General features: G+C 68.1%; 18 protein-coding genes and 5 pseudogenes. 13 read left to right on the plus strand and 10 right to left on the minus strand.

Going from position 1 to position 23,934, the window contains the following annotated elements:
- Positions 1 to 107: 107 nt before the first annotated feature.
- From OH809_RS15840 to OH809_RS15860, 5 genes and pseudogenes are all read left to right on the plus strand, one after another.
- Positions 108 to 248: pseudogene (locus OH809_RS15840) on the plus strand (SPFH domain-containing protein); the annotation flags it as partial.
- Positions 245 to 475 (plus strand): hypothetical protein, encoded by a 231-nt coding sequence (locus tag OH809_RS15845; protein WP_406421781.1) that lies wholly within the window; start codon positions 245 to 247, stop codon positions 473 to 475. The pseudogene OH809_RS15840 and the gene OH809_RS15845, both read left to right, overlap by 4 nt.
- A gap of 160 nt (positions 476 to 635) precedes the next feature.
- Positions 636 to 1,160 (plus strand): PadR family transcriptional regulator, encoded by a 525-nt coding sequence (locus OH809_RS15850; protein WP_406421780.1) that lies wholly within the window; start codon positions 636 to 638, stop codon positions 1,158 to 1,160.
- A complete protein-coding gene (locus tag OH809_RS15855) occupies positions 1,157 to 1,843 on the plus strand; it encodes an ABC transporter ATP-binding protein (protein ID WP_406421779.1) in 687 nt (228 codons plus the stop codon). Before OH809_RS15850 ends, OH809_RS15855 begins: the two co-directional genes overlap by 4 nt.
- Positions 1,840 to 4,248, plus strand: a complete 2,409-nt coding sequence (locus tag OH809_RS15860) for an FtsX-like permease family protein (RefSeq protein WP_406421778.1) — start codon at positions 1,840 to 1,842, stop codon at positions 4,246 to 4,248. The genes OH809_RS15855 and OH809_RS15860 overlap by 4 nt, the downstream gene beginning before the upstream one ends.
- A gap of 58 nt (positions 4,249 to 4,306) precedes the next feature.
- On the opposite strand, the gene OH809_RS15865 is transcribed toward OH809_RS15860, so the two are convergent.
- Entirely contained in the window at positions 4,307 to 5,266 is a 960-nt protein-coding gene (locus OH809_RS15865) for a hydrogen peroxide-inducible genes activator (protein WP_406421777.1), read from the minus strand.
- A gap of 371 nt (positions 5,267 to 5,637) precedes the next feature.
- On the opposite strand from OH809_RS15865, the gene OH809_RS15870 reads away from it, so the two are divergent.
- The 3 genes and pseudogenes from OH809_RS15870 to OH809_RS15880 all read left to right on the plus strand — a co-directional run.
- Positions 5,638 to 7,161 (plus strand): recombinase family protein, encoded by a 1,524-nt coding sequence (locus OH809_RS15870; protein WP_406421776.1) that lies wholly within the window; start codon positions 5,638 to 5,640, stop codon positions 7,159 to 7,161.
- 92 nt (positions 7,162 to 7,253) lie between these two features.
- A complete protein-coding gene (locus OH809_RS15875; protein ID WP_406421775.1) occupies positions 7,254 to 8,282 on the plus strand; it encodes a phosphotransferase in 1,029 nt (342 codons plus the stop codon).
- Positions 8,283 to 8,476: 194 nt separating this feature from the next.
- Positions 8,477 to 8,839: pseudogene (locus tag OH809_RS15880) on the plus strand (transposase); the annotation flags it as partial.
- On the opposite strand, the pseudogene OH809_RS15885 reads toward OH809_RS15880, so the two are convergent.
- A pseudogene (locus tag OH809_RS15885) lies at positions 8,839 to 10,532 on the minus strand (ISAzo13 family transposase); the annotation flags it as partial. The pseudogenes OH809_RS15880 and OH809_RS15885 sit on opposite strands and share 1 nt — an antisense overlap.
- A gap of 77 nt (positions 10,533 to 10,609) precedes the next feature.
- Here OH809_RS15885 and OH809_RS15890 point away from each other — a divergent pair.
- A pseudogene (locus OH809_RS15890) lies at positions 10,610 to 11,422 on the plus strand (IS701 family transposase); the annotation flags it as partial.
- A gap of 162 nt (positions 11,423 to 11,584) precedes the next feature.
- On the opposite strand, the pseudogene OH809_RS15895 reads toward OH809_RS15890, so the two are convergent.
- From OH809_RS15895 to OH809_RS15905, 3 genes and pseudogenes are all read right to left on the minus strand, one after another.
- Positions 11,585 to 12,582 (minus strand): annotated as a pseudogene (locus OH809_RS15895) (IS5 family transposase).
- A 274-nt stretch (positions 12,583 to 12,856) separates the two neighbouring features.
- Positions 12,857 to 13,111 carry a GNAT family N-acetyltransferase gene (locus tag OH809_RS15900; protein WP_406515259.1) on the minus strand — a complete coding sequence of 85 codons (255 nt, stop codon included), beginning with the start codon at positions 13,109 to 13,111 and terminating at the stop codon, positions 12,857 to 12,859.
- A gap of 27 nt (positions 13,112 to 13,138) precedes the next feature.
- Positions 13,139 to 13,453 carry a hypothetical protein gene (locus OH809_RS15905; protein ID WP_406421773.1) on the minus strand — a complete coding sequence of 105 codons (315 nt, stop codon included), beginning with the start codon at positions 13,451 to 13,453 and terminating at the stop codon, positions 13,139 to 13,141.
- A 598-nt stretch (positions 13,454 to 14,051) separates the two neighbouring features.
- On the opposite strand from OH809_RS15905, the gene OH809_RS15910 reads away from it, so the two are divergent.
- Together OH809_RS15910 and OH809_RS15915 are read left to right on the plus strand one after the other, a co-directional pair.
- Positions 14,052 to 14,603, plus strand: a complete 552-nt coding sequence (locus OH809_RS15910) for a peroxiredoxin (RefSeq protein ID WP_406421772.1) — start codon at positions 14,052 to 14,054, stop codon at positions 14,601 to 14,603.
- 12 nt (positions 14,604 to 14,615) lie between these two features.
- Entirely contained in the window at positions 14,616 to 15,152 is a 537-nt protein-coding gene (locus OH809_RS15915; protein ID WP_266982030.1) for an alkyl hydroperoxide reductase, read from the plus strand.
- A gap of 68 nt (positions 15,153 to 15,220) precedes the next feature.
- Here OH809_RS15915 and OH809_RS15920 read toward each other — a convergent pair whose 3' ends face one another.
- The 4 genes from OH809_RS15920 to OH809_RS15935 all read right to left on the minus strand — a co-directional run bounded on the left by OH809_RS15920 (position 15,221) and on the right by OH809_RS15935 (position 20,530).
- Positions 15,221 to 16,645 carry an AI-2E family transporter gene (locus OH809_RS15920; protein WP_406421771.1) on the minus strand — a complete coding sequence of 475 codons (1,425 nt, stop codon included), beginning with the start codon at positions 16,643 to 16,645 and terminating at the stop codon, positions 15,221 to 15,223.
- 134 nt (positions 16,646 to 16,779) lie between these two features.
- On the minus strand, positions 16,780 to 17,481 hold the full coding sequence (locus OH809_RS15925; protein ID WP_406421770.1) for a lytic transglycosylase domain-containing protein: 702 nt from the start codon (positions 17,479 to 17,481) through the stop codon (positions 16,780 to 16,782).
- Positions 17,482 to 17,871: 390 nt separating this feature from the next.
- On the minus strand, positions 17,872 to 19,194 hold the full coding sequence (locus OH809_RS15930; protein WP_037688637.1) for a PhoH family protein: 1,323 nt from the start codon (positions 19,192 to 19,194) through the stop codon (positions 17,872 to 17,874).
- A gap of 574 nt (positions 19,195 to 19,768) precedes the next feature.
- Positions 19,769 to 20,530, minus strand: a complete 762-nt coding sequence (locus tag OH809_RS15935; RefSeq protein WP_406421769.1) for an isoprenyl transferase — start codon at positions 20,528 to 20,530, stop codon at positions 19,769 to 19,771.
- 200 nt (positions 20,531 to 20,730) lie between these two features.
- On the opposite strand from OH809_RS15935, the gene mgrA reads away from it, so the two are divergent.
- Positions 20,731 to 21,771, plus strand: coding sequence for an L-glyceraldehyde 3-phosphate reductase (mgrA, locus tag OH809_RS15940; protein WP_406421768.1), 1,041 nt, complete (start codon positions 20,731 to 20,733; stop codon positions 21,769 to 21,771).
- Between the two features lie 246 nt (positions 21,772 to 22,017).
- Here mgrA and OH809_RS15945 read toward each other — a convergent pair whose 3' ends face one another.
- Positions 22,018 to 22,638, minus strand: a complete 621-nt coding sequence (locus OH809_RS15945) for a hypothetical protein (protein WP_406421767.1) — start codon at positions 22,636 to 22,638, stop codon at positions 22,018 to 22,020.
- A 51-nt stretch (positions 22,639 to 22,689) separates the two neighbouring features.
- Here OH809_RS15945 and OH809_RS15950 point away from each other — a divergent pair, with 51 nt between their 5' ends.
- Entirely contained in the window at positions 22,690 to 23,844 is a 1,155-nt protein-coding gene (locus tag OH809_RS15950; protein WP_406421766.1) for a winged helix DNA-binding domain-containing protein, read from the plus strand.
- The last annotated feature ends 90 nt before the right edge of the window (positions 23,845 to 23,934 follow it).

Raw genomic sequence — 23,934 nt, forward strand, 5'->3', positions numbered from 1 at the left:
TTCAGCAGACCGATCCGCTCCCCGAGATGCCGGAACCCCGGGTCCGGGAGACCACGGCGCACTCCATTCCCGGCGGCCTCGGTCTCCTCCTGACCGTCCTCGGCGTGGCGCTCACCCGGCTCGCCGAGCAGGAAATCGTGGAGCTGGACTCCGAACGCAAGGCGGCGATGGTCAGCAATCTGATGGTCGTGCTGTGCGGAGACCGGGCGGCGCAGCCGGTGCTCAATACGGGCACCCTGTACCAGTGACAGGAGACAGACCACCCGCCCGCAAGCAGGTACTGGTGCGGCTGGATCCGGCGGTGCATGACGCGGTGGCGCGGTGGGCGTCGGACGAGTTGCGCAGCGCGAATGCACAGATCGAGTTCCTGCTGCGCAGGGCGCTGGCGGAGGCGGGCCGCCTACCGCGCGCCGCCGGCCCCCTGCCGCGCCGCGGCCGCCCCCCACGACCACCGGCCCCCGACGGGGACGAGTAGCCCTCGGCCGCACCCCCCGGGGGTGACGGGACAGCCCTTACGGCCTCCCCCAGGGGGCCGTCAGCCCGCGCGGTTCCGGAAAGGGGTACGGGAAGGCCCCCCGAGCCGGCCCGGGATCACGTATACACCCTAGGTATACACGCCGTGTACAGTGCTGGACATGTCTATCGGCCACACCCTGCTGGGACTCCTGGAGTCCGGCCCCCGCCACGGCTACGACCTCAAACGCACGTTCGACGAGAAGTTCGGCCACGACCGCCCCCTGCACTACGGCCAGGTCTACTCGACCATGTCCCGGCTCCTCAAGAACGGCCTCGTCGAGGTCGACGGCATCGAGAGCGGCGGCGGCCCCGAGCGCAAGCGGTACGCCATCACCGAGGCCGGGATCACCGATGTCTCGGCCTGGCTCGCCCAGCCCGAGAAGCCGGAGCCGTATCTCCAGTCGACGCTCTACACCAAGGTCGTCCTGGCCCTGCTCACCGGCCGCAGCGCCGCCGATCTGCTGGACGCCCAGCGCTCCGAGCACCTGCGCCTGATGCGCGTCCTCACCGACCGCAAGCGCAAGGGCGACCTGGCCGACCAGCTGATCTGCGACCACGCGCTGTTCCACCTCGAAGCCGACCTCCGCTGGCTGGAACTGACCGCCGCGCGACTCGGCCAGCTCGCGAAGGTGGTGAACCCGTGACCCCCGCCGGTTCCCTGCTGACCGCCCACGATCTGCACAAGTCGTACGGTTCGACGCCGGCACTCGACGGCGCCTCGTTCTCCATCCACCCCGGCGAGGTCGTCGCCGTGATGGGTCCCTCCGGCTCCGGCAAGTCAACCCTGCTGCACTGCCTCGCCGGGATCGTCACCCCCGACCGCGGCACGATCACCTACGCGGGCCGCGAGCTCTCCACGATGTCCGACGCCGAACGCAGCGCCCTGCGCCGCACCGAGTTCGGCTTCGTCTTCCAGTTCGGCCAGCTCGTCCCGGAGCTGACCTGTGTGGAGAACGTCGCCCTGCCGCTCCGGCTCAGCGGCGCCCGGCGAAAGGACGCCGAACGCACCGCCCTGACATGGATGGAGCGCCTGGAGGTCGACGACCTCCGCGCCAAGCGCCCAGCCGAGGTCTCCGGTGGTCAGGGTCAGCGTGTGGCCGTCGCCCGCGCCCTCGCCTCCTCCCCCAAGGTGATCTTCGCGGACGAGCCGACCGGCGCCCTGGACTCCCTCAACGGCGAGCGGGTCATGGAGCTGCTCACCGAGGCCGCCCGGTCCGCCGACGTCGCCGTGGTCCTGGTGACGCACGAGGCCCGCGTCGCCGCCTACTCCGACCGTGACGTCACCGTGCGCGACGGCCGGGCCCTCGATCTGGATCACGCGGTATGACCCTGCTCGACCGCACGACGGACCCGGTCACCGAGCAGCCCCGGCCCCCCGAGCCCTCCCGGTTCGCCGCACTGCTTCGCGATCTCGGTCTCGGCATACGGTTCGCCTGCTCAGGGGGGCGCGAGGGCTGGACCCGCACCCTGCTCACCGCCGTCGGCGTCGGCCTCGGTGTGGCGCTGCTGCTGGCCGCCTCCTCCGTACCGCATCTGATCGACCACCGCTCCGCGCGTGAGCAGGCCCGCACCGAGGCCAAAATCTCCGAGTCGCCGGACGCCCTGGCCAAGAAGTCGGACACCTCGGTGCTCCGGATCAGCGCAGAGACGGAGTACCGCGGCCGCACCATCGACGGCTTCCTGATGCGTGCGGACGGCGCCCACCCGGTCGTCCCGCCGGGCGTCGCGCGCTTCCCCGGCACGGACGAGATGGTGGTCTCCCCCGCGCTGAAGGACCTGCTGGGTTCCTCGGAGGGCAGCCTCCTCAAGGAGCGGCTGCCGTACCGGAGCACCGGCACGATCGGCGAGGCGGGCCTGGTGGCCCCGGGAGAGCTGCTCTTCTACGTGGGCAGCGACACTCTGACCCCCGCCAACGGCGGCCACCGGATCGCCGGTTACGGCGACCCGGGCCCGGGCAATGAGATGCCGCCCATTCTCATCGTGCTGATCATCATGATCTGCGTGGTGCTGCTGGTGCCGGTCGCGATCTTCATCGCGACGGCCGTCCGCTTCGGCGGCGACCGCCGCGACCGCCGGCTCGCCGCACTGCGCCTGGTGGGTGCGGACATCCGGACGACCCGCCGGATCGCCGCCGGTGAGGCGTTCTTCGGTTCGGTGCTCGGTCTCCTCGTCGGCCTGGCGCTCTTCCTGGTGGGGCGTGAGTTCGTGGGCAGCGTCGAGGTGTGGGACGTCAGCGCGTTCCCGTCGGACCTGGTGCCCGAGCCCTGGCTGACGGCGCTGATCGCCGTCGCGGTTCCGGTGGCGGCGGTGCTCGTCACGCTGGCCGCCCTGCGTTCGGTGGTGATCGAACCGCTCGGCGTCGTACGCAACGGCCGCAATCGCAAGCGCCGGCTCTGGTGGCGGCTGCTGATACCCGTCGCGGGACTGGCGGTGCTCGGGCTGACCGGCAAGGTCGACGAGTTCTCCCCGGTGAATCCGTATCCGATCGCGGGCGGCGCCGTACTGGTCCTGGTAGGGCTCGCGCTGCTGCTGCCCTGGCTGGTCGAGGCATGCGTGAAGCGGCTGCGCGGCGGACCGGTCCCCTGGCAGCTGGCCACCCGCAGGCTCCAGCTGAGCAGCGGGGCGGCCTCCCGCGCGGTCAGCGGCATCGCGGTCGCGGTCGCGGGTGCGGTGGCACTGCAGATGCTGTTCGCCGCGGTGGGCGACGAGTTCAACCGGGTGACTGGGCAGGACCCGACGCGCGCCCAGTTCTACACGTTCTCCGAGAACGTCACCGGTGAAGCGGCCACCCGGACCATCAAGGAATTCCGGGCCACCAAGGGCGTGACGGCGGTCATCGGCACGGTCGAGTCCTTCGCCGTCAAGCCGGGCACGTATCAGGACGACGAAGTCCAGCCCACCACCTCGCTGACCGTCGGCGACTGTGCGACTCTGCGCGAGATCGCCCGGATCGGCTCGTGCAAGGAGGGCGACGCGTTCGTCGTCCACCCCGCGGCCAAGGACATGGCCAAGTGGATGGACAAGACCGCCCGCAAGGGCAAGGCGGTCGAACTCAACTACGCGGTGGGATCGATACCCGGCAAGAAGTCGAAGCTGTGGACCCTGCCCGCCGACACTCCGACCGTTTCCTCCCGCCGCGATCCGATGGGCGAGGAGCACTGGGGCATCATGGCGACGGCCGGCGCGATCGACCCGAGCGCCCTGCCGCACGCGCAGACCAAGGCGCAGATCCGGGTCGACGGGAGCGTCAGGGACGTCGCCGAGTACGTACGGAACACGGCGGCCCGGCTCGACCCCGGGATGAGGGTCGTGACCGTCAAGTCGGTGGCCCGCGACCGGCAGTACGCCAGCGTGCAGACCGGTCTCCAGGTCGGGGCGACCGCGACCCTGCTGCTGATCGCAGCCGCGATGCTGGTCTCGCAGCTGGAGCAGCTGCGCGAGCGCAAGCGGCTGCTCTCGGTCCTCGTCGCCTTCGGCACCCAGCGGAGCACGCTCGGCTGGTCGGTGCTCTGGCAGACCGCCGTACCCGTGGTCATCGGCATGGTGGTGGCCGTCGCGGGCGGTCTCGGCCTGGGTGCGGTGATGATCTGGATGGTCGCCAAGAAGGTGACCGACTGGTGGTTGTTCCTCCCGATGACCGGCGCGGGAGCGGCACTGATCCTGCTGGTGACTCTGGTCTCGCTGCCATCGCTGTGGCGCCTGATGCGGCCGGACGGCCTGCGCACGGAGTGATGGCGCGGCAGCCGCAAGGGGTGCGGTCCCCCGGGGGACCGCACCCCTTCCTCCAGCTCTACGCGCCCGTCGTCACCCGTACCGGCAGCGCCTTCATCGCCTCCCGCAGCGCCGCCGCGAACTCCTCGAACTCGCCCTGTCGGGCCGCCCCTGTCCGCATGCCCAGCGCCACCCGCCGCGACGGCGCGGGCTCCGCGAAGTACCCGGTGGTCAGCGCGTCGTTGCGGGCGGTCTCGACGGTCACGGCGGTACGCGGCAGCAGTGTCACCCCGAGTCCGCCCGCGACCAACTGCACCAGCGTGGAGAGCCCGGCCGCGGTCGTGGTGACCGGCGCCCCCTCCGTACGGCCCGCCTCCCGGCAGATGTCGAGGGCCTGGTCGCGCAGGCAGTGCCCCTCGTCGAGCAGCAGCAACGGCAGTTCGCGCAGCGCCTCGCGCGGAATGTCGGCGCGCCCGCCCAGCCAGTGGCCGCGCTCCATGACCAGCACGAAGTCCTCGTCGAAAAGCGGGAGTTCGGTCATCTGTGGCACCCCGAGAGGTACGGCGAGCAGCAGCAGGTCCAGCCGTCCGGCGGCCAGCCCCTCCAGCAGCGACGAGGTCTGTTCCTCGTGCACCTGGAGGTCGAGCTCCGGGTAGCGGTCGTGGACCAGCCGCAGCACGGCCGGCAGCAGATACGGGGCGACGGTCGGGATCACACCGAGTCTGAGCACTCCGGTGAACGGCGCCCGGACCGCCTCGGCCTCCTCCATCAGCTCACCCACGGCCTCCAGCACCACCCGGGCCCGCACCGCGAGCCGTTCCCCGGCGGGCGAGAGCAGTACCTTGCGCGTCGTACGCTCGATGAGCTGGACACCGAGCGCCTCCTCCAGCGCGGACACGGCTCCGGAGAGCGCGGGCTGACTCATCCCGATTGCTGCCGCCGCATCCCTGAAGTGCAGATGTTCGGCCACGGCCACGAAGGCGCGCAGCTGCGACAGGCTGGGCTGTTTGGGACGATTGCCCTGGTTACTCCGCGCCACTGATAGGCACCTCCGATCATCACGACCAAGTATAGCTATTTCCGCGATCAATGCCCTCTGTGTCATGGTGGACAAGCGTCCAACCCTCAGGAACTCCCGCAAAAGGGAATTCCTACGCTGCAAGGAGAGCGCGCGCTCACCGTCGGTGACAAGTTCCCCGAGTTCGACCTGACTGCTTGTGTTTCGCTGGAGAGCGGCAAGGAGTTCGAGCAGATCAACCACAAGACCTACGAGGGCCAGTGGAAGATCGTCTTCGCGTGCCGAAGACAACTGGATGACACTCATCGGGTACAATGTCCCGCTATGCAGGGAAAAACGCCCTGCCCAGTGCTAACGTCCTCCTCAAGTCAACTTCTGGGGAGGGGTCTGACATGCATCCTGTGGGCGCGTATGCGCGCGTATCCGAGGACAAGGCGCTGAAGGCGAACGCTGCCGACTGGCGCGAGATCGGCGAGCAGGTCGCCGAGCAGTTCAAAGACATGGACGAGGTGGCGGCCGAGCTGGGCGTCACCATCACTCGTCGTTACAACGACAACAACACCCCGGCGAGCAACCCTCACATCGTCCGCAAGGACTTTGAAGAGATGCTGGTCGACCTTGAGAACGGCACGATCCGGGGCATCCTCTTCTACCACGCCGACCGTTTGGTCCGGCAGGAATACGATGCGGCCCGAATAAACCGGCTGTTCCAGCTCAATCCCAAATACGTGGGTCGGGCTGTTATGGGTGGTACGGATCTGTCCACTCAAGAGGGCCGGTCCATGCTCACCATCCAGGCCACCATGGGCGGCATGGAGGTGTACAACACCAAGCGCCGAGTCGCCCGAAAGAACAAGGGCCTGGCCGAACGCGGACACATGCACGGAGCCCCGCGGCCTTTTGGATGGGGCGATGATCGCAAGACCCTCCATGAGACCGAGGCCGAAGATCTTCGGAAGGCAATCCTCGCGGTTCCCGGCGGCCTGACGGTCGGCGAAGTCCGCAAGCAGTGGATTGACATCGGGTACGAGCCCACGAGAAACAAGAAGAACACCGGGACGCAGGCACTCCAGCACAGCGCTGTTGAGGCCCGACTCGTAAACCCTCGCGTCTGTGGTTACAGGACTTATCTGCCCCAGTCCGAGCGACGTGGCGCCAAGAGGCCGTGGATGCCTGACTACGTCGTCTACAAGGACGGCAAGCCGGTAATGGGCGACTGGGAAGCCATCGTTTCCCCCGAAGAGTGGCAAGCCTGCGTCGCCACAATCGAGGAGCGGAAGAAGGCCAGGAAGGAAGGCCGGGCGGTACACACCACCTCGGCCAAGTACCTGCTTTCCGGAATCGCCCGGTGCGGAAAGTGCAGCTTCCCTCTGATGTCCAACCAGTACTCGAAGGGGACCACTTCCTACGAGAGGTACGGCTATCGGTACGCCTGCCTCACCACGCTCGGCGGGTGCGGTGGCGTCACCCGAGTCGGCCCCCCGATGGAAGACCTGGTCGAGGAAGCCTTCCTCCTGGAGGTCCGCCGGAGCCTCGGCATGGTCGTCAAGGAAGAGGATGTCGACGAGACCAAGCACGATATCCGGCTCGCCGAGATCGACCAGGAGATCGAAGAGGTCAACGAACGCCGCAGGGCGAAGCGCATCAGCATGAGCAGGGCACTCGACATGATCGAGGAGCTTGAGGGCGAGCGCGATGAGCTGAACCGGCAGCGCCGCCAACTGGTCGCCGCGAAGGTCCGCAGGCAGAACGCCTCCCCCTCCCTCCTGGAGGAGTGGAAGGACTACACGGTCTCGCAGAAGAAGACTCGGCTCCGTGAGTCGGTCCGCGCCGTGATGGTCCACCCCGCGGGGCGTGGGAAGAAGTTCGACCCGTCGCTGATCGAGGTCGTCTGGACCACCGAAGACGAGCAGTGAACACCAGAAAACCCCCCTCCCAGACGGGAGGGGGGTGGGTCTTCCCACTCGCTTCGCCAGCAATTGCGGTGAACGCATGGAAAGATGAGGCCGTGTGGTCACGACTGCCGTTAGGGGAGAAGCTCAGGGCTGAGCTGGGTTCGCCCCGGCGAGCCCGCAGGTTGGGCAGCAGCCCGCGATCACGCGTATGGCGAGCCGAGCTGTCGGGCACACCCGTGGTGGTCAAGCAGCTCATCGACGGTCCGGAAGCAGCCGAGAGGTATGCCCGTGAGGTGGCTGCCCTGCAGCTCGCGTCCAGGGTCGGCCCGCCCGTGGTGCCGATGCTCCTGGGCACCGATCCAGACGAGCGGGTGCTGGTCCTGGAGCACTTGGACCATCAGGAGCCGCGCGAGGACTGGATGGTGGACTACGCGACGGCGCTGGCCCGGCTCCACGCCGCCACCAGCGCTGACGCCGCGGGCAGTCTTCCGACCTGGTCAGGCCCGACCCAGGATGATGTCGACTCTTTTCTCAGGCTCGCCCGGACACTCGGCGTGGTGGTGCCGGCCGGCGCTCGAACCGAGGTGGACGGCCTGGTGAACCGCCTGGCCCGGGCGGAGGGCCATGCCCTGCTGCACGGCGATCCGTGTCCCGGCAACGACATGCACACCAGCACCGGCGTGAGGTTCATCGACTTCGAACAAGCCGCGTTGGGCAACGGGCTCGTGGAACTTGCCTACCTGCGCGTCGGCTTCCCGACCTGCTGGTGTGCCACCGCTCCCGCCCCCGACGTGCTGGACGCGGCAGAGACCGCCTACCGCACGGCATGGCGCAACGCGATCGGCACCGAGGTCCAAGGCGATCTCAGGGACGCGTGTGCTGGCTGGCTGCTACGGGGCGACGCCTTGGTCCAGCGAGCCCAGCGCGGGACCGTCGACCACCTGGGCCAAATTCCGAACCGCGACTGGAAGTGGGGCACCGCGACCGCCCGCCAGCGGCTGGTACACCGTCTCCGGATCGTCAGCCAGATGACCGCTGGAAGCAGCGAGCTGAAGGATCTCGGAAGGCTCACCACGGCCATGCGCGAAAGCATGCTCATCCGTTGGCCCGAGCTTCAACCGCTGCCCTCGCAACGGCCATAGAGGACCTTCCGCCCGGCGGCCCGGCCAACAGCACGAAACCCTGAACCACAGGCCTTGACAATCCTCACCGCAAGAACGAGGCCAGGCCCTTCCAGACCGCGCCTGTCAGGGACACGGACTAGTACTGCAACCGCATCTGGCGTGACGGACGGCGTTGTGTCTCGTTGGTGTGACTGTGTGCTGATGTGCTGACGATTGAACAGGTCGAGTCGTGGTCCGAGGGGGTAGCCGGGCTCCATGCCCGGTTCGCCCACCGTTTCGGCAGGTCGGAGCCGCGTGAGCGGGCGCTTGACTATCTGACCGGGTTGCTCGCGCCGCTGGAGATGAAGAACGGGTGGACGCTGTCGGAGCAGGTCGGGCAGCTGCGCCCGGACTCGGTCCAGCGCCTGCTCAACCACTCCGACTGGGACGAGAACGCCGTCCGCGACGACATCCGCGACTTCGTCGTGGAGACCATCGGCAGTGCGGACGGCGTCCTGATCTGCGACGACACCGGCTTTTTGAAGAAGGGCACCAAGTCCGCCGGTGTCCAGCGGCAGTACTCGGGCACCGCGGGGGCTTGTAATTGAATAACTGTCAGATTTGATCTGTGGGGTGTCTTTCGATAGGCGTCCCACGGGCCTTCAGTTGCTCCAGGGTGCGGGCGGGCGCTCCGGGCAATGGCTTGACGGTGATTTTGTGCAGGTCCAGGAGACGGTGCCCGTCCTGGAACTGATTGGACAGGTTGGTGCGGGTGACGCCCAGCAAGTGGGCCAGGAGCGTACTCGTCGATGCTCTGCGGCGGCGTAACAACGCTGTCAGCAGACGGTGGTAGTGGTCCAGGCTGCTGGTCTGCGGGTGGAGATAGCTGCGCGGACGGTGAAAGCGTCGTTGGAATGCTGCCTCGGCCAAGGCGTCCCAGTACGGCTCCGAGACCGCCACCAAGTGGTCGAAGTCGGAGCGGGCCATTCCCGTCAGGGCCGGGTCGGTGAGCAGTTCGGTCAGGGCCGGGTCGATCCGGCGACGAGTCCGTGGCGCCTCGGGAGGCTTGGGCGGGGCAGGTGCGAGGGTGTAGTTCCAGTCGCCGTGGAACGTGCTCGGTGTGATCGGCAGAGCGTGGAACTCGGCTGGCGTGACGGTCGTGCCAAGGTGGTAGCTACCGGTGTCGAGTTCGGCCCCGATCGAAAGCCCGGTCGTGGTGGTCGTTGCGGCGATGGTCTCGAGGGCGACCTCGTAGCTGGTCAGCGGCCGTCCTCGCCAGTTCGCGGTGATGTGGCAGAACATTCGGTGTTCTATCTTGTTCCACTTTGATGTGCCAGGTGGGAAGTGGCAGACCGTGATCTCGAGCCCACTCTCCTGCGCGAAGGCGTGCAGGTGCTTCTTCCATGTCCAGCGGCGGGGATCGTTGGAGCCGCCGGAGTCGGCGGTGATCAGCAGCCGGGTGGCGTCCGGGTGGTCAGCTTGTCCGCGGTGCTGCCACCAGCGGCGGATGGACTCCACCGCGAACTCGGAGGTGTCATGGTCGGTTCCGACGTTGACCCAGCCGCTGTTGTGGGCGATGTCGTAGATCCCGAAGGGGATGACTACCGGCTGGTCGCTTGTGATGAAGGTGTGGCAGTCCACTTTGATCGGGTTTCCGCCCGGTCGCCAGGTGCGGCCGGGCCGGTCGCGGTCGCCGAGCCACTCTTTGGCCTTGGTGTCGATACTGATCACCGGCTGGTTGTCGTTGAGGAAGGCGGCGGCGGTGCGGTTCAGGTGGGCGAACTGGGCGTCGCGGTCCGGATGGCCGACGCCCTCGTGGGTCTTCGCGGTGCCCTGCAGGCTGTAGCCCAGGTTGTGCAGCAGGTGCCCGACAGTCGTGGCGCTGACCGGGTGGCCCTGGTCGGTCAAGGACGATGCCAAGGCGCGCAGCGACAGCGTGGTCCAGCGCAGCGGGGAGACGGGATCGCCGCGAGTGTGCGGCTCGATCAACGCCTCGAGTGCCGGCAGTAGACCGGAATCGGTGGCCGTCAAAGGCTTGCGGCCGCCTCCCGGAACCCGGATCCGACGGGTCGGTGCAGGCTGCCCGGCCAGTTCGACGATGCCGCGTGCGATGGTGGCGGTGCTGGTACCGGAGGCCGTCGCCACCAGAGCGATGCCGCCGTGGCCGATCGCGGTGGCCTCGCTGGCCAGATAGAGCCGACGACGGCGCTCATCAAGGTGCGGCAGGATCTGGTCGAACTTTGTCTGCAGGGCTTCGGCCGCTGTACGGGGTTGCGGATGCGTAGCCATGCCACAGCCTCCCACCGGCACCCTGACGATGACGATGCTTCAGATCAAATCTGACAGTTATTCAATTGCAAGTCCCGGGCCGGACCGAGAACTGCCAGATCGGGACCTTCCTGGCCTACGCCTCGGCGAAGGGGCGAGCCCTGATCGACCGGGAGCTCTACCTGCCGTCTTCCTGGACCGATGACCGGGATCGCTGCCGCGCTGCCGGGATCGACGACGAGGTGCCCTTCGCGACCAAGAACGAGCATTTCCGGCAGATGCTGCAACGTGCCATCGACGCCGGCGTTCCGTTCTCCTGGGTGACCGCGGACGAGGCGTACGGGCAGGTCAAGCACACGCGGGCCTGGCTGGAGGAACGCAAGATCGCGCATGTCCTGGCCACGAAGGTCAACGACACCGTGATCACCACCAGTTGGGCCGAGTCGCGCGTCGACGACCTCATCGCCGCGCTGCCACGGCAACGCTGGAAGCGTCTGTCGGGCGGGCAGGGCGCGCACGGGGAACGGATCTACGACTGGGCCCGCGTCGCAATCCGCCCCTGCTGGGAAGAGGGATTCGGGCACTGGGTCCTGGCCCGCCGCAGTGTCAGCGACCCCACCGAGATCGCTTACTACGTCTGCTACGGACCGGCCATCTCCCGGCTGAAAGACCTGGTCAGGGTGGCCGCCGCGAGGTGGGCAGTGGAGGAGTGCTTCCAGACCGCGAAGGGCGAGTGCGGCCTGGACCACTACCAGGTCAGGCTCTACCGGGCGTGGTACCGGCACATCACCCTGGCCATGGCCGCACTCGCCTACCTGGCTGCCGTCCGCGCCGCAGAAGCCGCAAAAGGGGCACCGCAGACGACGAGCAAGACCTCATACCCCTCAGCGTCCCGGAGATCCGCCGGTTGATGGGCCACCTCGTCAAGCCCCGTCACCAGACCAACGAGCACCATCTGCACTGGTCACGCTTTCGACGACGCAGCCAGGCCCGAGCCCGCCGCTCCCACTACAAACGTCGAGGCCACAACCCCCAAATGCGGTTGCAGTACTAGGGCCTGTTCCGGGTTGAGATCACTCGGTGGGGCGGAGGCTGCGGATCCAGATGAGGGAGCCGCGTAGGTGGAGCCCTGCGAGGTAGCTGGCGGAGGTCTTGTCGAAGCGGGTGGCGAGGCCGCGCCAGTCCTTGATCTTGTTGATACAACGCTCCACGCTGTTGCGCTCCTTGTAAAGAACGGCGTCGTGGCTGATGGGTCGTCCGCCCCGGCGGCCCTTCTTCTTGCGGTTCGCGGCCTGGTCCTTCTTCTCCGGGATGACGGCCTTGATGTTGCGTTTGCGCAGGTGGGCACGGTTGGCGCGGGAAGAATATGCCTTGTCGCCAGCGACGGCGTCCGGGCGGGTGCGGGGGCGGCCGACCGGGCCGCGGACCTTGATGCCGGCCAGGACGGCGGTGAACTGGGGGCTGTCGGCGGACTGTCCCGGGGTGAGGACGAAGGACAGCGGGCGGCAGCGCCGGTCGGCGGAAAGGTGAACCTTTCCGGTCAGGCCGCCGCGCGAGCGTCCCAGCAGGGCCGCTTTCAGCCGGGCCCGTCGCCGTCGGCGCACTCGCCGACGCTCTTCACGTTCCGGGCTGACAGGTTCGGCGCCCGCCCCCGTCTGCCCTTTTCCTCCCTTGCGCGTGCCCCCTTTTCCTCCTCGGCCGCCTTCTCCAGCGCGGTGAGGACCTCGGCGTCCACGACCATGCCGGCGGCGTCGTGGTGGGCCCGGGCAACGGTGGAGTCCACGCTGACCAGGCTGAGGTCGACCTGTCCGCGCGCGGCGGCCTCGGCGATCACGCCGTCCATCAGGGCTTCAAAGACGCCCAGGTCACGCCACTGCAGGAACCGGTGGTAGACCGTCGTCCAGGCGCCGTGGTCGTCGGGCATGTCCCGCCATGGGCTGCCGGTGCGGAACCGCCACACCACCCCTTCGAACTGCGCCCGCAGTCGCTTCGGGTACGGGCCGAACTCGCCTATCGGCAGGAACGGCTCGATCAACGCCCACTCGTCATCCGTCACTTCAGACCGCGTCACACCTGCCTTCTACCAGCAGGGAAGGTGACACGGGGCAGAAATCCGAAAATCTAGATCTCAACCCGGAACAGGCCCTAGCAGGGCCCGGGACCCACAAACTACCGGCCTGCCCCCACATCCCCGCCACAGACACTCCCGTCCCGGCACCCGCGCCGAGAGAAGTCACCCAATAGGGGTGGCTCCCATTCCCGCCGCCGATCACGAACCCGTGCTCTGATCCATCCTCTTCACGGATGGACGAACATGGCTCCCGAAACCGCCGTCCCACTGGCTCTCATACATACATCCCGCCGAAAACAAACAGGCCGAAGCCCTGTGACTCCCACTCGCTCTCCCATGCCCGGACCCCGCCGCGAGTCTGCTGTTCGTCACGGACGCTGCCGTCACGGATCCACCGCATGACCTCGGGGTCGGCATTGACGGCAGCCATGGGCGCAACGTCTTCCTCGCGCCAGCGACGCAGGATCAAACGGGGAGTCTCAAGCGTGACCATCCGATCATTCTGGATCACAAATGGGCTCTCTGCCATCCTCACCAGGCACTTTCGATACACGCCCTAGGACTCCAACGTCTCAGGTTCAGCTTCGGCTGCCGCCGCAGTGACCGTCTCGTCGATGGCCTTCTCCGTGACGTCCTCAGCCTTGTGAGGCTTGGTGACGTCCGCAGTCGTCGTGACGGTCTCGTCGGTCTCGGGGTCAACCGCGGTGACTTCCACCTGGGCCGGGTCCGTCTTGGTGGCCTTGCTCGGGTCCTCGACGGTCAGCAGCATCTCGATGCCGTCCGGCTCCTCGTCGTGCTCGTCCTCCTCGAACGAGACAACCTGACCACCGAGGATGCCTCCCTGACCCTTGCTGGTCTTGGCAGGGTCCATGACGGCGTGAACGACCAGGGTGCCGTCCTGGGCGACGAAGGCTGCCTTCGTCGACTCTCTTCGTCAGTCCAGACGCGGGGACGGGAATGCCTTGAGTCGTCTTTCCGCCTGCGGTGGGTGCTGCGCTCGACGCGTAGACGTTCGACGCGCCGGTCTTCCTCTCGTTAGCTCCGCCAGCTATCGCGATGGGCACAGCCGCCACGAGGGGCGCATACGCGATTACCGCACTGGTAGGTGCGGATTTGAGGACCGACACGGTTCTCCTGGGGCGGCGCGATTGGTTCACTTTCAAGCAACTCAAACACGGCCAAAAGGGTGATCTTGAAGCGGGGTCTAACCGGACAATAGGGCCCCAGTAACTGCAATGAACACAATTCGACCCCGCCCGGCCCAGTCCAGGGCGAGGCCGAAAAAATGCGGCCCACTCTGTTCATCCTGGGGAGGGGTCTCAGAGTGGGCCGCTGGAACGAGTATCCCACGCTTATTACTGATCGTCCGCCTCTATCAATCTCGTCGATGCTACCGATTTCCGTGATCAATGGTGTATGTGGGACGGTGCTCTGGTCCAACCCACTGCAACACAGGAGTACCCAGAACCATGCTCACTGTCGGTGACAAGTTCCCCGAGTTCGAACTGACTGCTTGCGTCTCCCTGGAGAAGGGCAAGGAGTTCGAGACCATCACCCACAAGTCGTATGAGGGTTGGAAAGTGGTCTTCGCGTGGCCGAAGGACTTCACCTTCGTGTGCCCCACCGAGATCGCCGCCTTCGGCAAGCTGAACGACGAGTTCGCCGACCGTGACGCCCAGATCCTCGGCTTCTCCGGTGACTCCGAGTTCGTGCACCACGCCTGGCGCAAGGACCACCCGGACCTGACCGACCTGCCTTTCCCGATGATGGCCGACTCGAAGCACGAGCTCATGCGTGACCTCGGCATCGAGGGCGAGGACGGCTTCGCGCAGCGCGCCGTCTTCATCGTCGACCAGAACAACGAGATCCAGTTCACGATGGTGACCGCCGGTTCCGTGGGCCGTAACCCCAAGGAGGTCCTCCGGGTCCTCGACGCCCTGCAGACCGACGAGCTGTGCCCGTGCAACTGGACCAAGGGCGAGAACACCCTGGACCCGGTCGCGCTCCTCTCGGGCGAGTGAGCTGACACCGACATGGCACTCGACGAACTGAAGGCGGCTGTTCCGGACTTCGCCAAGGACCTGAAGCTGAACCTCGGTTCGGTCATCGGGAACAGCGAACTCCCGCAGCAGCAGCTGTGGGGCACCGTCCTCGCCTGTGCGATCGCCTCGCGCTCGCCGAAGGTGCTGCGCGAGCTGGAGCCGGAGGCCAAGGCCAACCTCTCCGCCGAGGCGTACACCGCGGCGAAGTCGGCGGCCGCCATCATGGCCATGAACAACGTCTTCTACCGGACCCGGCACCTGCTGTCGGACCCCGAGTACGGAACGCTCCGTGCGGGTCTGCGGATGAACGTCATCGGCAAGCCGGGCGTGGAGAAGGTCGACTTCGAACTGTGGTCGCTCGCCGTCTCCGCGATCAACGGCTGCGGCCAGTGCCTGGACTCCCACGAGCAGGTGCTGCGCAAGGCCGGCGTGGACCGTGAGACCATTCAGGAAGCCGTCAAGATCGCCTCGGTGATCCAGGCGGTCGGCGTCACCCTCGAAGCCGAGGCCGTGCTCGCCGAGCAGTGACAGCAGTACCCCTGATACGAGAAGGGCCCCGAGGACGACCGACCGTCCTCGGGGCCCTTCTTTCTGCTCTACTCCATCGCCGGCTGCGTCGCTTCCATATCGGCGTCGCCGTCGCCGCGGTCCGTGGGCGGCGGTCCCGTCGCCCCGGCCGGGGCGACGCCGGCGGCCGTGGCGCCGCGCGGCTGCGGTGCGTGCCGCAGCTCCTCCTCCTGCCCGTACGCCCGCAGATAGCCGACCACCGTGTTGGTGACGGCGACCAGCGGCACCGCGACGACCGCACCGCCGATGCCCGCGACCATGCCGCCCGCGGCGACCGAGAGGACGACGGCGAGCGGGTGGACGCGTACCGCACGGCCGAGGATGAACGGCTGCAGCACATGGCCCTCGATCTGCTGCACGGCCAGCACCACGACCAGCACCATCAGCGCGGTGAACACGCCCTCGGTGACCAGCGCGACGACCACCGCGAGCGCCCCGGAGATCACCGCGCCGACGAGCGGGATGAAGGCGAAGAGGAAGATGAAGACGGCGAGCGGCACCGCCATCGGCACATCGAGGAACCAGATGCCGAGCCCGATGAAGATCGCATCGATCAGGGCGACCAGCACCGTGCCCCGCACATAGGCGGTCAGCGTCCGCCAGGCACGTGGCCCGGCGCCCGCGACACCCGGCCGCGCCTGCGCGGGCACCAGCTTCAACACCCAGTGCCATATGCGCTTCCCGTCGTACAGCAGGAAGAGCGTCGAGAACATCGCCAGCAGCATCCCGGTGAGGACCTCCACCATCACGGTGACGCCCTGGAGCCCGGCGGAGGTTATCTCCTCGGTGTTGGTGCCGATGGTGTCGCTGAGATTCTTCGCGACATCGTTGATCTGCTGCTCGGTGACGTGGAAGGGGCTGTCGAGCAGCCATCGCTTCAACTCCTCGATACCGTCCCGCACCTTGTCGGAGAGAGTGTCGAGGTTGTCCATGACCTGCCAGACCACGAACCAGCCGACCAGGCCCATGATGACGAAGCCCAGGATCGCGGTGACGGCGGTGGCGAGACCCCGCGGCAGCCCGTACTGCCGCAGCCGGGAGACGGTCGGCTGCAGCATCGCGGTGACGAGCAGCGCGGCGACGAACGCCAGCACCACCAGTTGTACGGCGCTGATGACCTTCATCAGCACCCAGAGCGTGCCTGCGAGGACGAGCAGCCGCCAGCCGGCCTCGGCCGCGACGCGCATCCCCCAGGGGATCGCCGCGACCGGATCGGGGCGGGCGGCGACCGCGGGTGCGTAGGCGGGCGGCGCCGGGACCCGGCCGGGGCCGGTGGACCGGTCTTCGGCGGTGGACACAGCGGCGACGACCGCGACCGGGACTTCGGCCTGCGCGTCCCTGTCCCCGTCGACATCCCCCTCGGCCTCCGCCGCGACGCGGCGTTCCTCCATGCGGTCGCCCAGCTCGGTCAGTTCGGCGCCCAGCCGCCCGAGCCATGCTGGCAGTTTCGACATGAGTGTTCCTCTACCCCCGAGTTCTCTCCCCACCACTCCCCCCGGAGTCGTCCGGACGACGGTACACGCGCGAAGCCCCTCACCGTAGGACGGTGAGGGGCTTCGCAAGGTTGAGACCGGAACCTCGGGAGGTTCTAGTACCAGTGGTTCGCCTGCCAGAAGGACCAGGCGCCGCACGGGCTCTGGTACCTGCCGTTCATGTAGCCGAGGCCCCACTTGATCTGGGTGGCCGGGTTGGTCTGCCAGTCGGCACCGGCGGACGCCATCTTGGAACCGGGCAGCGCCTGGACGAGACCGTACGCACCGGAGGACGGGTTGCTCGCCCGGTAGTTCCAGGTCGACTCGTGGTTCACAATGTTGCTGAAGCACTGGAACTGGTCGGCGGGGATCATCTGGCGGGCCATCGCCTGGACTTCGGCCACGGTGTACGAGCTCTGCGTGGCGAAGGCGGAGGCGGAACGCACCGCGGACCGGCTGGCGCGCTCGGCGTCCTTCTTGGCCTGACGCTCCTTCTCCAGCTTGTCCTCGGCCGCCTGCTTCTTCGACTCGGCGTCCTTGGCGGCCTGGATGCGGGCCGCTTCTTCCACGGACTTCTTCGCTGCCGCGTCGGCTGCGGACGCCTGGGCGTCCGCCTGCTGCGTCAGCGAGGCGGTCTGCACCTGGGCCTGCTGGCCCGCAGGGATGTCGGCGAGAAGCGTCGTGTCGGCTGCGGTCGCCTCGAAGTTGTTGTCGTCGGCAGCAGGAGTGCTGCCCGATGCAACGCCTACGACGGCGCCGACGGTGGTGACCGCAGTGGCAGATGCCACGGCGAACCCCCGGACCGAGATCCGGCTCACACGGTGTCCTTCCAGCATCGCCCGCTTAGGTGACCTCGCGGACGCAATCGTGCCCCTGACACTGGCCTCCCTACTGCTTGGGTCACGGGAGGCACGGGCCCGGTGGGCAACTCCCCTGGAGGAGTGCCGCGTGGTGCTCGCGGGCGGCATACGGACGGCGACTGTTGAGTTGTCTGATGCGTGGCACCTCTGGAGGTGCGGGTGTGCCGTATGCGGGGCCTGACGGAAGCAAGACTCTGCCGGAACGGGCCGCCGCGAAGCAATTCTCCGTTGCGTGTGAAAGCTCACACCCCGTTTGGTCCACGTGTTTTACGGAAATGGTGCCGCAGCACGATGCCGCCCGGCTAAGATATTCCGCTCGCCGGGCGGCATCAATGGTCGTATCCCGTATCAGATCTGGCCTTCCTCCAGCATTTCGGTCACCAGCGCGGCGATCTGCGAGCGCTCGGAACGGGTGAGCGTGACATGCGCGAAGAGCGGATGGCCCTTCAGCTTCTCGACCACGGCGACGACTCCGTCGTACCGGCCGACCCGGAGGTTGTCCCGCTGCGCCACGTCATGCGTGAGCACAACTCGGGAATTCGCCCCGATCCGGGACAACACGGTCAGCAGGACGTTCCGTTCGAGCGACTGCGCCTCGTCGACGATCACGAACGCGTCGTGGAGCGAGCGGCCCCGGATGTGGGTGAGCGGCAGAACCTCCAGCATCCCGCGCCCGAGCACCTCCTCGATCACCTCACGCCCGGCGACCGCCGAGAGCGTGTCGAAGACGGCCTGCGCCCACGGGCTCATCTTCTCGGCCTCGGTACCGGGGAGATAGCCGAGCTCCTGGCCGCCGACCGCGTACAGCGGCCGGAAGACCATCACCTTCTGGTGCTGCCTCCGCTCCAGGACGGCCTCCAGACCGGCGCAGAGCGCCAGCGCCGACTTGCCGGTGCCGGCCCGGCCGCCCAGCGACACGATGCCGACGTCCTGGTCGAGCAGCAGATCGAGAGCGATGCGCTGCTCGGCGCTGCGGCCATGGATCCCGAAGGCCTCCCGGTCGCCGCGGACGAGGCGCACATTGCCCTCGGCGGTGATCCGGCCGAGCGCCTTGCCGCGCTCGGACTGCAGGACCAGTCCGGTGTGCACGGGCAGGTCGGCGGCCTCGGGGACGTAGAGCGTCTCCTCTCCGAAGAGCAGATCCACCTGTTCGGCGGAGAGGGGCAGTTCCGACATGCCCGTCCAGCCGGAGTCGGTGATGGCGAGCTCGGCGCGGTACTCCTCCGCGAGGAGGCCGACCGAGGATGCCTTGATGCGCAGCGGCAGATCCTTGGAGACGACCGTGACGTCGTACCCCTCGGCCTGGAGATTGCGCGCGACCGCGAGAATCCGTGAGTCGTTGTCCCCCAACCGGTAGCCGGCGGGCAGTACGCCGGGGTCGGAATGGTTGAGTTCGACGCGCAGCGTCCCGCCGAGATCCCCGAGCGGGATCGGGGCATCCAGCCGGCCGTAGCGGACCCGGAAGTCGTCCAGCAGGCGCAGGGCCTGCCGGGCGAAGTAGCCGAGCTCCGGATGGTGCCGTTTGGCCTCCAGTTCCGTGACCACGACGATCGGGAGCACGACTTCGTGCTCGTCGAACCGGGCCATGGCGTTCGGGTCGGCCAGCAGGACGCTGGTGTCGAGAACATAGGTGCGCCTGTCGGGCATGCGGCGCTTTGTGCTGGTCACCACGGAAGGACGTACCCCCTCGGACGAGGTTGGGGTGCGACGGCGTCGCGGAGCATCCCAAAGGGAGAGGACGGACCGGGCTGCGACCCTCTTGCACGGGCCGAGCGCCGGCCCTCCGCGTCAGCCGCACAGTATGTACGGTCCTTCGTGTGCAAAGGGCCTCCCGGGCGAGCGGACTCCATGCCGCTCACTTGGACACGACGTCCGCCTGGTTTTTGACCGGACGTCGACCTGTCAGGGGTATTCCCTCGAACACGCGAAGCCATGCCGCCACGAGGCGGGCGGGTGAGCCGGACGTGATGCCCCGACCATGGGGGTCCGGTCCCACGATGTAGGCCGTTGGGAGACAGTGCCCCGGGCACACAGGCCCAGGCCGACCCGGCGCAGGGGTTCCGTCCTCAACTGCCGGACAGGCTGGGTTTCGGACCCGCCCCGACATGCGGGCCCCGGCCGGGCACTCAAGTCCGTCCGGCGATTGAGGGCGGAACCGGCGCCGTCGAGGTCGGCAAGTGACGACTCCGGGCACACAGGTCCAGGCCCACCCGGCCGATGGGTTCCGTGGAGGAGATGCGCGGCGTCAGCCGCCGAAGCGACGGCCTCGGGCGGCGTAGTCGCGCAGTGCGCGGAGGAAGTCGACCTTGCGGAACGCCGGCCAGAAGACTTCGCAGAAGTAGTACTCGGAGTGCGCGCTCTGCCAGAGCATGAAGCCGGACAGCCGCTGTTCGCCGCTCGTGCGGATCACCAGGTCCGGATCCGGCTGCCCCCGCGTGTACAGGTGCTCCGAGATCAGGTCGGTGGAGACGATCTCCGCCAGGTCCTCGAAGGACGTTCCCCTGGACGAGTGGTCGAGCAGTAGCGACCGGACCGCGTCCGCGATCTCCTGCCGCCCGCCGTAGCCGACGGCGACATTGACCAGTATTCCGTCGACCCCGTCCGTGGCCTGCTCGGCCTCCTTGAGGACGATCTGCGTGTGCGCGGGCAGCAGGTCGAGGGTGCCGACGTGGTGGACGCGCCACCGGCCGTCCGCCGCCAGGTCGCGCACGGTGTTCTCGATGATGCCGAGGAGCGGGGTCAGCTCGGACTCGGGCCGGTCGAAGTTGTCCGTGGACAACAGCCACAGGGTGACGACCTCGACATCGGTCTCACTGCACCAGCCGAGAAGCTCCTGGATCTTGTCCGCACCTGCCTGGTGTCCCTGCGCGGCCGTGCCGCCGGACGCCTTCGCCCAGCGCCGGTTGCCGTCGAGGATGACACCGATGTGCTTGGGCACCTGGGCGTGGTCGAGGCGGGCCTCCACCCGGCGTGCGTAGAGCCCGTACACCAGGTCGCGCAAGTTCACTGAGTTCACCTCTCGGTTCCGTGCGGGCCCTCCCGCCCCATTGCCCGGGGTCCGGGGCCGACCCCGTGGGGATCGTCACACCGGTCCGCAGAGTCCGTCGCTCCGCCGTGCCGTGGCAGTCCCCGAAGCCGCCACATTACTGCGCAGGCACCGCACCGGCCCAACCCGGTCTGTCACAAGTCCGTGATAAGGAGGGAAACGTGACTGATTCTTCTCTCTCCTACCGGGCCGCCGGTTCGCGCTACGACTCCATGGAGTACCGCCGCACCGGCCGCAGCGGCCTCAAGCTCCCCGCCGTCTCTCTCGGCCTGTGGCACAACTTCGGCGACGACCGCTCCCTGGACTCCCAGCGGGCGATTCTGCGCCGCGCCTTCGACCTCGGCGTGACCCACTTCGACCTGGCCAACAACTACGGGCCGCCGCCCGGCTCCGCCGAGCTCAACTTCGGGAAGCTCTTCCACCAGGACTTTACCCCGCACCGGGACGAATTGGTCATTTCGACCAAGGCGGGGTACGAGATGCACCCCGGCCCGTACGGCGAGTGGGGCTCCCGCAAGTATCTGCTGTCGTCGCTCGACGCCTCGCTGAAGCGGATGCAGCTCGACTACGTCGACATCTTCTACTCGCACCGCTTCGACCCAGACACTCCGCTCGAGGAGACCATGGGTGCGCTGGCCTCCGCCGTGCAGCAGGGCAAGGCGCTGTACGTGGGCGTCTCCTCGTACAACTCGGAGCAGACCGCCGAGGCAGCCGCGCTGCTCAAGGAGATGGGCGTGCCGGCCCTGATCCACCAGCCGTCCTACTCGATGATCAACCGCTGGACCGAGGACGACGGGCTGCTCGACACGCTGGAGGAGGTCGGCATGGGCTGCATCTCCTTCGTGCCGCTCGCCCAGGGGCTGCTCACGAACAAGTACCTGAAGGGCATCCCGGAGGGTTCTCGCGCCACCCAGGGCAAGTCCCTCGACCCGGATCTGCTCTCGGACGAGGTGATCCGTCGGCTGAACGGGCTGAACGACATCGCGCAGCGGCGCGGCCAGTCACTCGCCCAGCTGGCGCTCACCTGGGTGCTGCGGGACAGCCGGATGACGTCGGCCCTGATCGGCGCTTCGAGCGTGAAGCAGTTGGAGGAGAACGTCGCGGCGCTCGCCGGACCGGCACTGTCGGCCGAGGAGCTGAAGGAGATCGACACCTTCGCCGTGGACACCGCCGGCACCAACATCTGGGCCGGACGGGGCTGAGTGTCCGGTCTTCGCCGGACGGGTACAAAAAACGGGCCGGTCCGTGGGGGGGGGATACGGACCGGCCCGAGGGGGGGTTTCCACCATAACCCTTCGTGAGTGATGCCGCGTGCCACGCCACTCAATAATTACTCTCCGAATTCGGTGGACTCCGGTCCGAGCACAGCGCCGGGGGGCAGGAGGGGCGGATGAGGCGGGTGCGCTGCCGGAGGCGTCGGCTTGACGCCGGACACTCCCAGCCGGAGGTCAGTGCCCGCCCTCCGGCTTCACGCAGCCGGTGCCCTCGATGTAGCGGCCGTGCGCCTCGGCCGTGACCTGGCCGTGGCCCGCGCCGTCCACCGAGACGTACACCACGCCTTCGAGACAGATCGGGCCGTTGTCGATCAGGTACGCGTTGTCGTGGCCCCAGGAGCTGGTGGTGATGACCCCGGAGGCGTAACCGAGTCCGGTGAGGACCTTGCGGATGCGGGACTCGGTGGTGTGCGGGTCCTGGGCCGCCGGGGTCAGCGCCTCCTTGATCCTCGCGGCCCGGGCATCGGCCTCGGCCCGTTCGGCCGGGGACAGTTCGCGCGCCTGCTGGAAGGCGTGGTTCTCCTTGTAGTGCGGCGCGCCGTCCACGGTGCCGGGTTCCTGGTACGGGCTCGCCCCGACGGGCGGGGAGCCGGCCGCCGTGGTAGCGGAGGTGCTCGCGGCAGCCGGGGTCGTGGGCGCGGTCGCCGTCGTGGCGGAGGCCGAGACAGGGACGGGGGCCGCGGAGGTCGGTCCGGCGCTCGGGGTCCGTCCCTTTCCGCAGCCTGCGAGTGCCGGGGTCAGGACCAGCACCGTCGCACCGATCAGGGCCGCGGCTGCACGTCTCGCAGAGGTCATGGGCCGAGTATGGGACAGCAGCTGACCTGATGGGCCGCTAGTTTCCGAATCATGACGAGCCGAACAGCAACCGTGACCTGGGCCGGGGCGAACGCACGCCGGATCGACCGCCAGGGCCTCTCCGTCCCCCTGGCCGCCTCCCCCGCCGACGCCGTGTCGACGATGCTCGCCGCACACGCGCAGGTGCTGTCCGCCGCCGAGTTGTCCATCGGGCTGCGGCTTGCGGGCGGGACGCGTGCCGACGTACGCGCCGCGCTGTCGACCGAACGAACCCTGGTCAAGACGTACGGGCCGCGCGGCACCGTACATTTGCTGCCGGCGGCCGAACTTCCGTTGTGGACCGGTGCGTTGTCCTCCGTTCCGACCAGGGCCGACCCGTTCCCGAAGGACCTCCGGATGAGTTCCGAGCAGACCGAGGAGGTCCTGGCGGCGATCGGCGATGCGCTGACGGGCGCCGAGCTGACGATCGACGAGCTCTCCGACGCCGTGGTCGCCCGCACGGGTCCGTGGGCCGGGGACCCGGTGATGCCCGCGTTCCAGGAACTGTGGCCGCGTTGGCGGCAGGTGATGCATGTGGCGGGCCACCGCGGTGTGCTGTGCTTCGCCCAGGACCGCGGCCGCAAGGTCACGTACACCAACCCGGGCGTCACACCGCTCGACGGTCCGACGGCGCTCGCCGGGCTCGTGCGACGCTATCTGTACGCGTACGGTCCCGCCACTCCCGCGCACTTCGCCAAGTGGCTGGCAGCGCCCATCAGATGGGCGAAGTCGGTCTTCGCGGAGCTGGCCGGGGACGGGGCGATCGAAGAGGTGGCGTACGGGAGCGACGGTACGGCGTGGCTGGTGGCGGGCGACACCGGATTCCCCGCCGGTCCGGCGTGCGGGGTGCGGCTGCTCCCCTATTTCGACGCGTTCGCCATCGCGTCCCAGCCGCGCGAGCGGCTCTTCCCGGGCGCGGCGTACGAGCGCGCGCTGGCGCGCGGCCAGGCGGGGAACTTCCCCGTGCTGCTGATCGACGGCACGGTCGCCGGGGTCTGGCACCAGCGTCGCTCCGGCCGTCGGATCGCGGTCACCGTGGAGCCGCTGTCCCCGCTCACCGCCGTGCAGCTGCGGGGACTGGAGGAGCAGGTGGAGTGGGTGGCGGCGGTGCTGGAAGGGAAGGCGGAGCTGACGGTGGGGAAGGTGACGGTGGGGCCGCACGCGTAGGGCCCGTCGGCGACCGGGAGCGTGGCGAAGAGGGAGACCTCGCAGCGCGAAGTGAGTTGCGGTACGAGCCGGTTAAATGCGGCGAGCGTC

This window comes from Streptomyces sp. NBC_00873 (assembly GCF_045207415.1).
GTDB lineage: Bacteria > Actinomycetota > Actinomycetes > Streptomycetales > Streptomycetaceae > Streptomyces.

What these genes read in the sequence shown, in the direction of transcription:
- OH809_RS15945 (WP_406421767.1), bottom strand. Translation starts at nt 22,638, where the DNA reads ATGACCTCTGCGAGACGTGCAGCCGCGGCCCTGATCGGTGCGACGGTG.
- OH809_RS15905 (WP_406421773.1), bottom strand. Translation starts at nt 13,453, where the DNA reads ATGGACCCTGCCAAGACCAGCAAGGGTCAGGGAGGCATCCTCGGTGGT.
- OH809_RS15915 (WP_266982030.1), top strand. Translation starts at nt 14,616, where the DNA reads ATGGCACTCGACGAACTGAAGGCGGCTGTTCCGGACTTCGCCAAGGAC.
- OH809_RS15910 (WP_406421772.1), top strand. Translation starts at nt 14,052, where the DNA reads ATGCTCACTGTCGGTGACAAGTTCCCCGAGTTCGAACTGACTGCTTGC.
- OH809_RS15860 (WP_406421778.1), top strand. Translation starts at nt 1,840, where the DNA reads ATGACCCTGCTCGACCGCACGACGGACCCGGTCACCGAGCAGCCCCGG.
- OH809_RS15920 (WP_406421771.1), bottom strand. Translation starts at nt 16,645, where the DNA reads ATGTCGAAACTGCCAGCATGGCTCGGGCGGCTGGGCGCCGAACTGACC.
- OH809_RS15900 (WP_406515259.1), bottom strand. Translation starts at nt 13,111, where the DNA reads ATGGCAGAGAGCCCATTTGTGATCCAGAATGATCGGATGGTCACGCTT.
- OH809_RS15950 (WP_406421766.1), top strand. Translation starts at nt 22,690, where the DNA reads ATGACGAGCCGAACAGCAACCGTGACCTGGGCCGGGGCGAACGCACGC.
- OH809_RS15870 (WP_406421776.1), top strand. Translation starts at nt 5,638, where the DNA reads ATGCATCCTGTGGGCGCGTATGCGCGCGTATCCGAGGACAAGGCGCTG.
- OH809_RS15850 (WP_406421780.1), top strand. Translation starts at nt 636, where the DNA reads ATGTCTATCGGCCACACCCTGCTGGGACTCCTGGAGTCCGGCCCCCGC.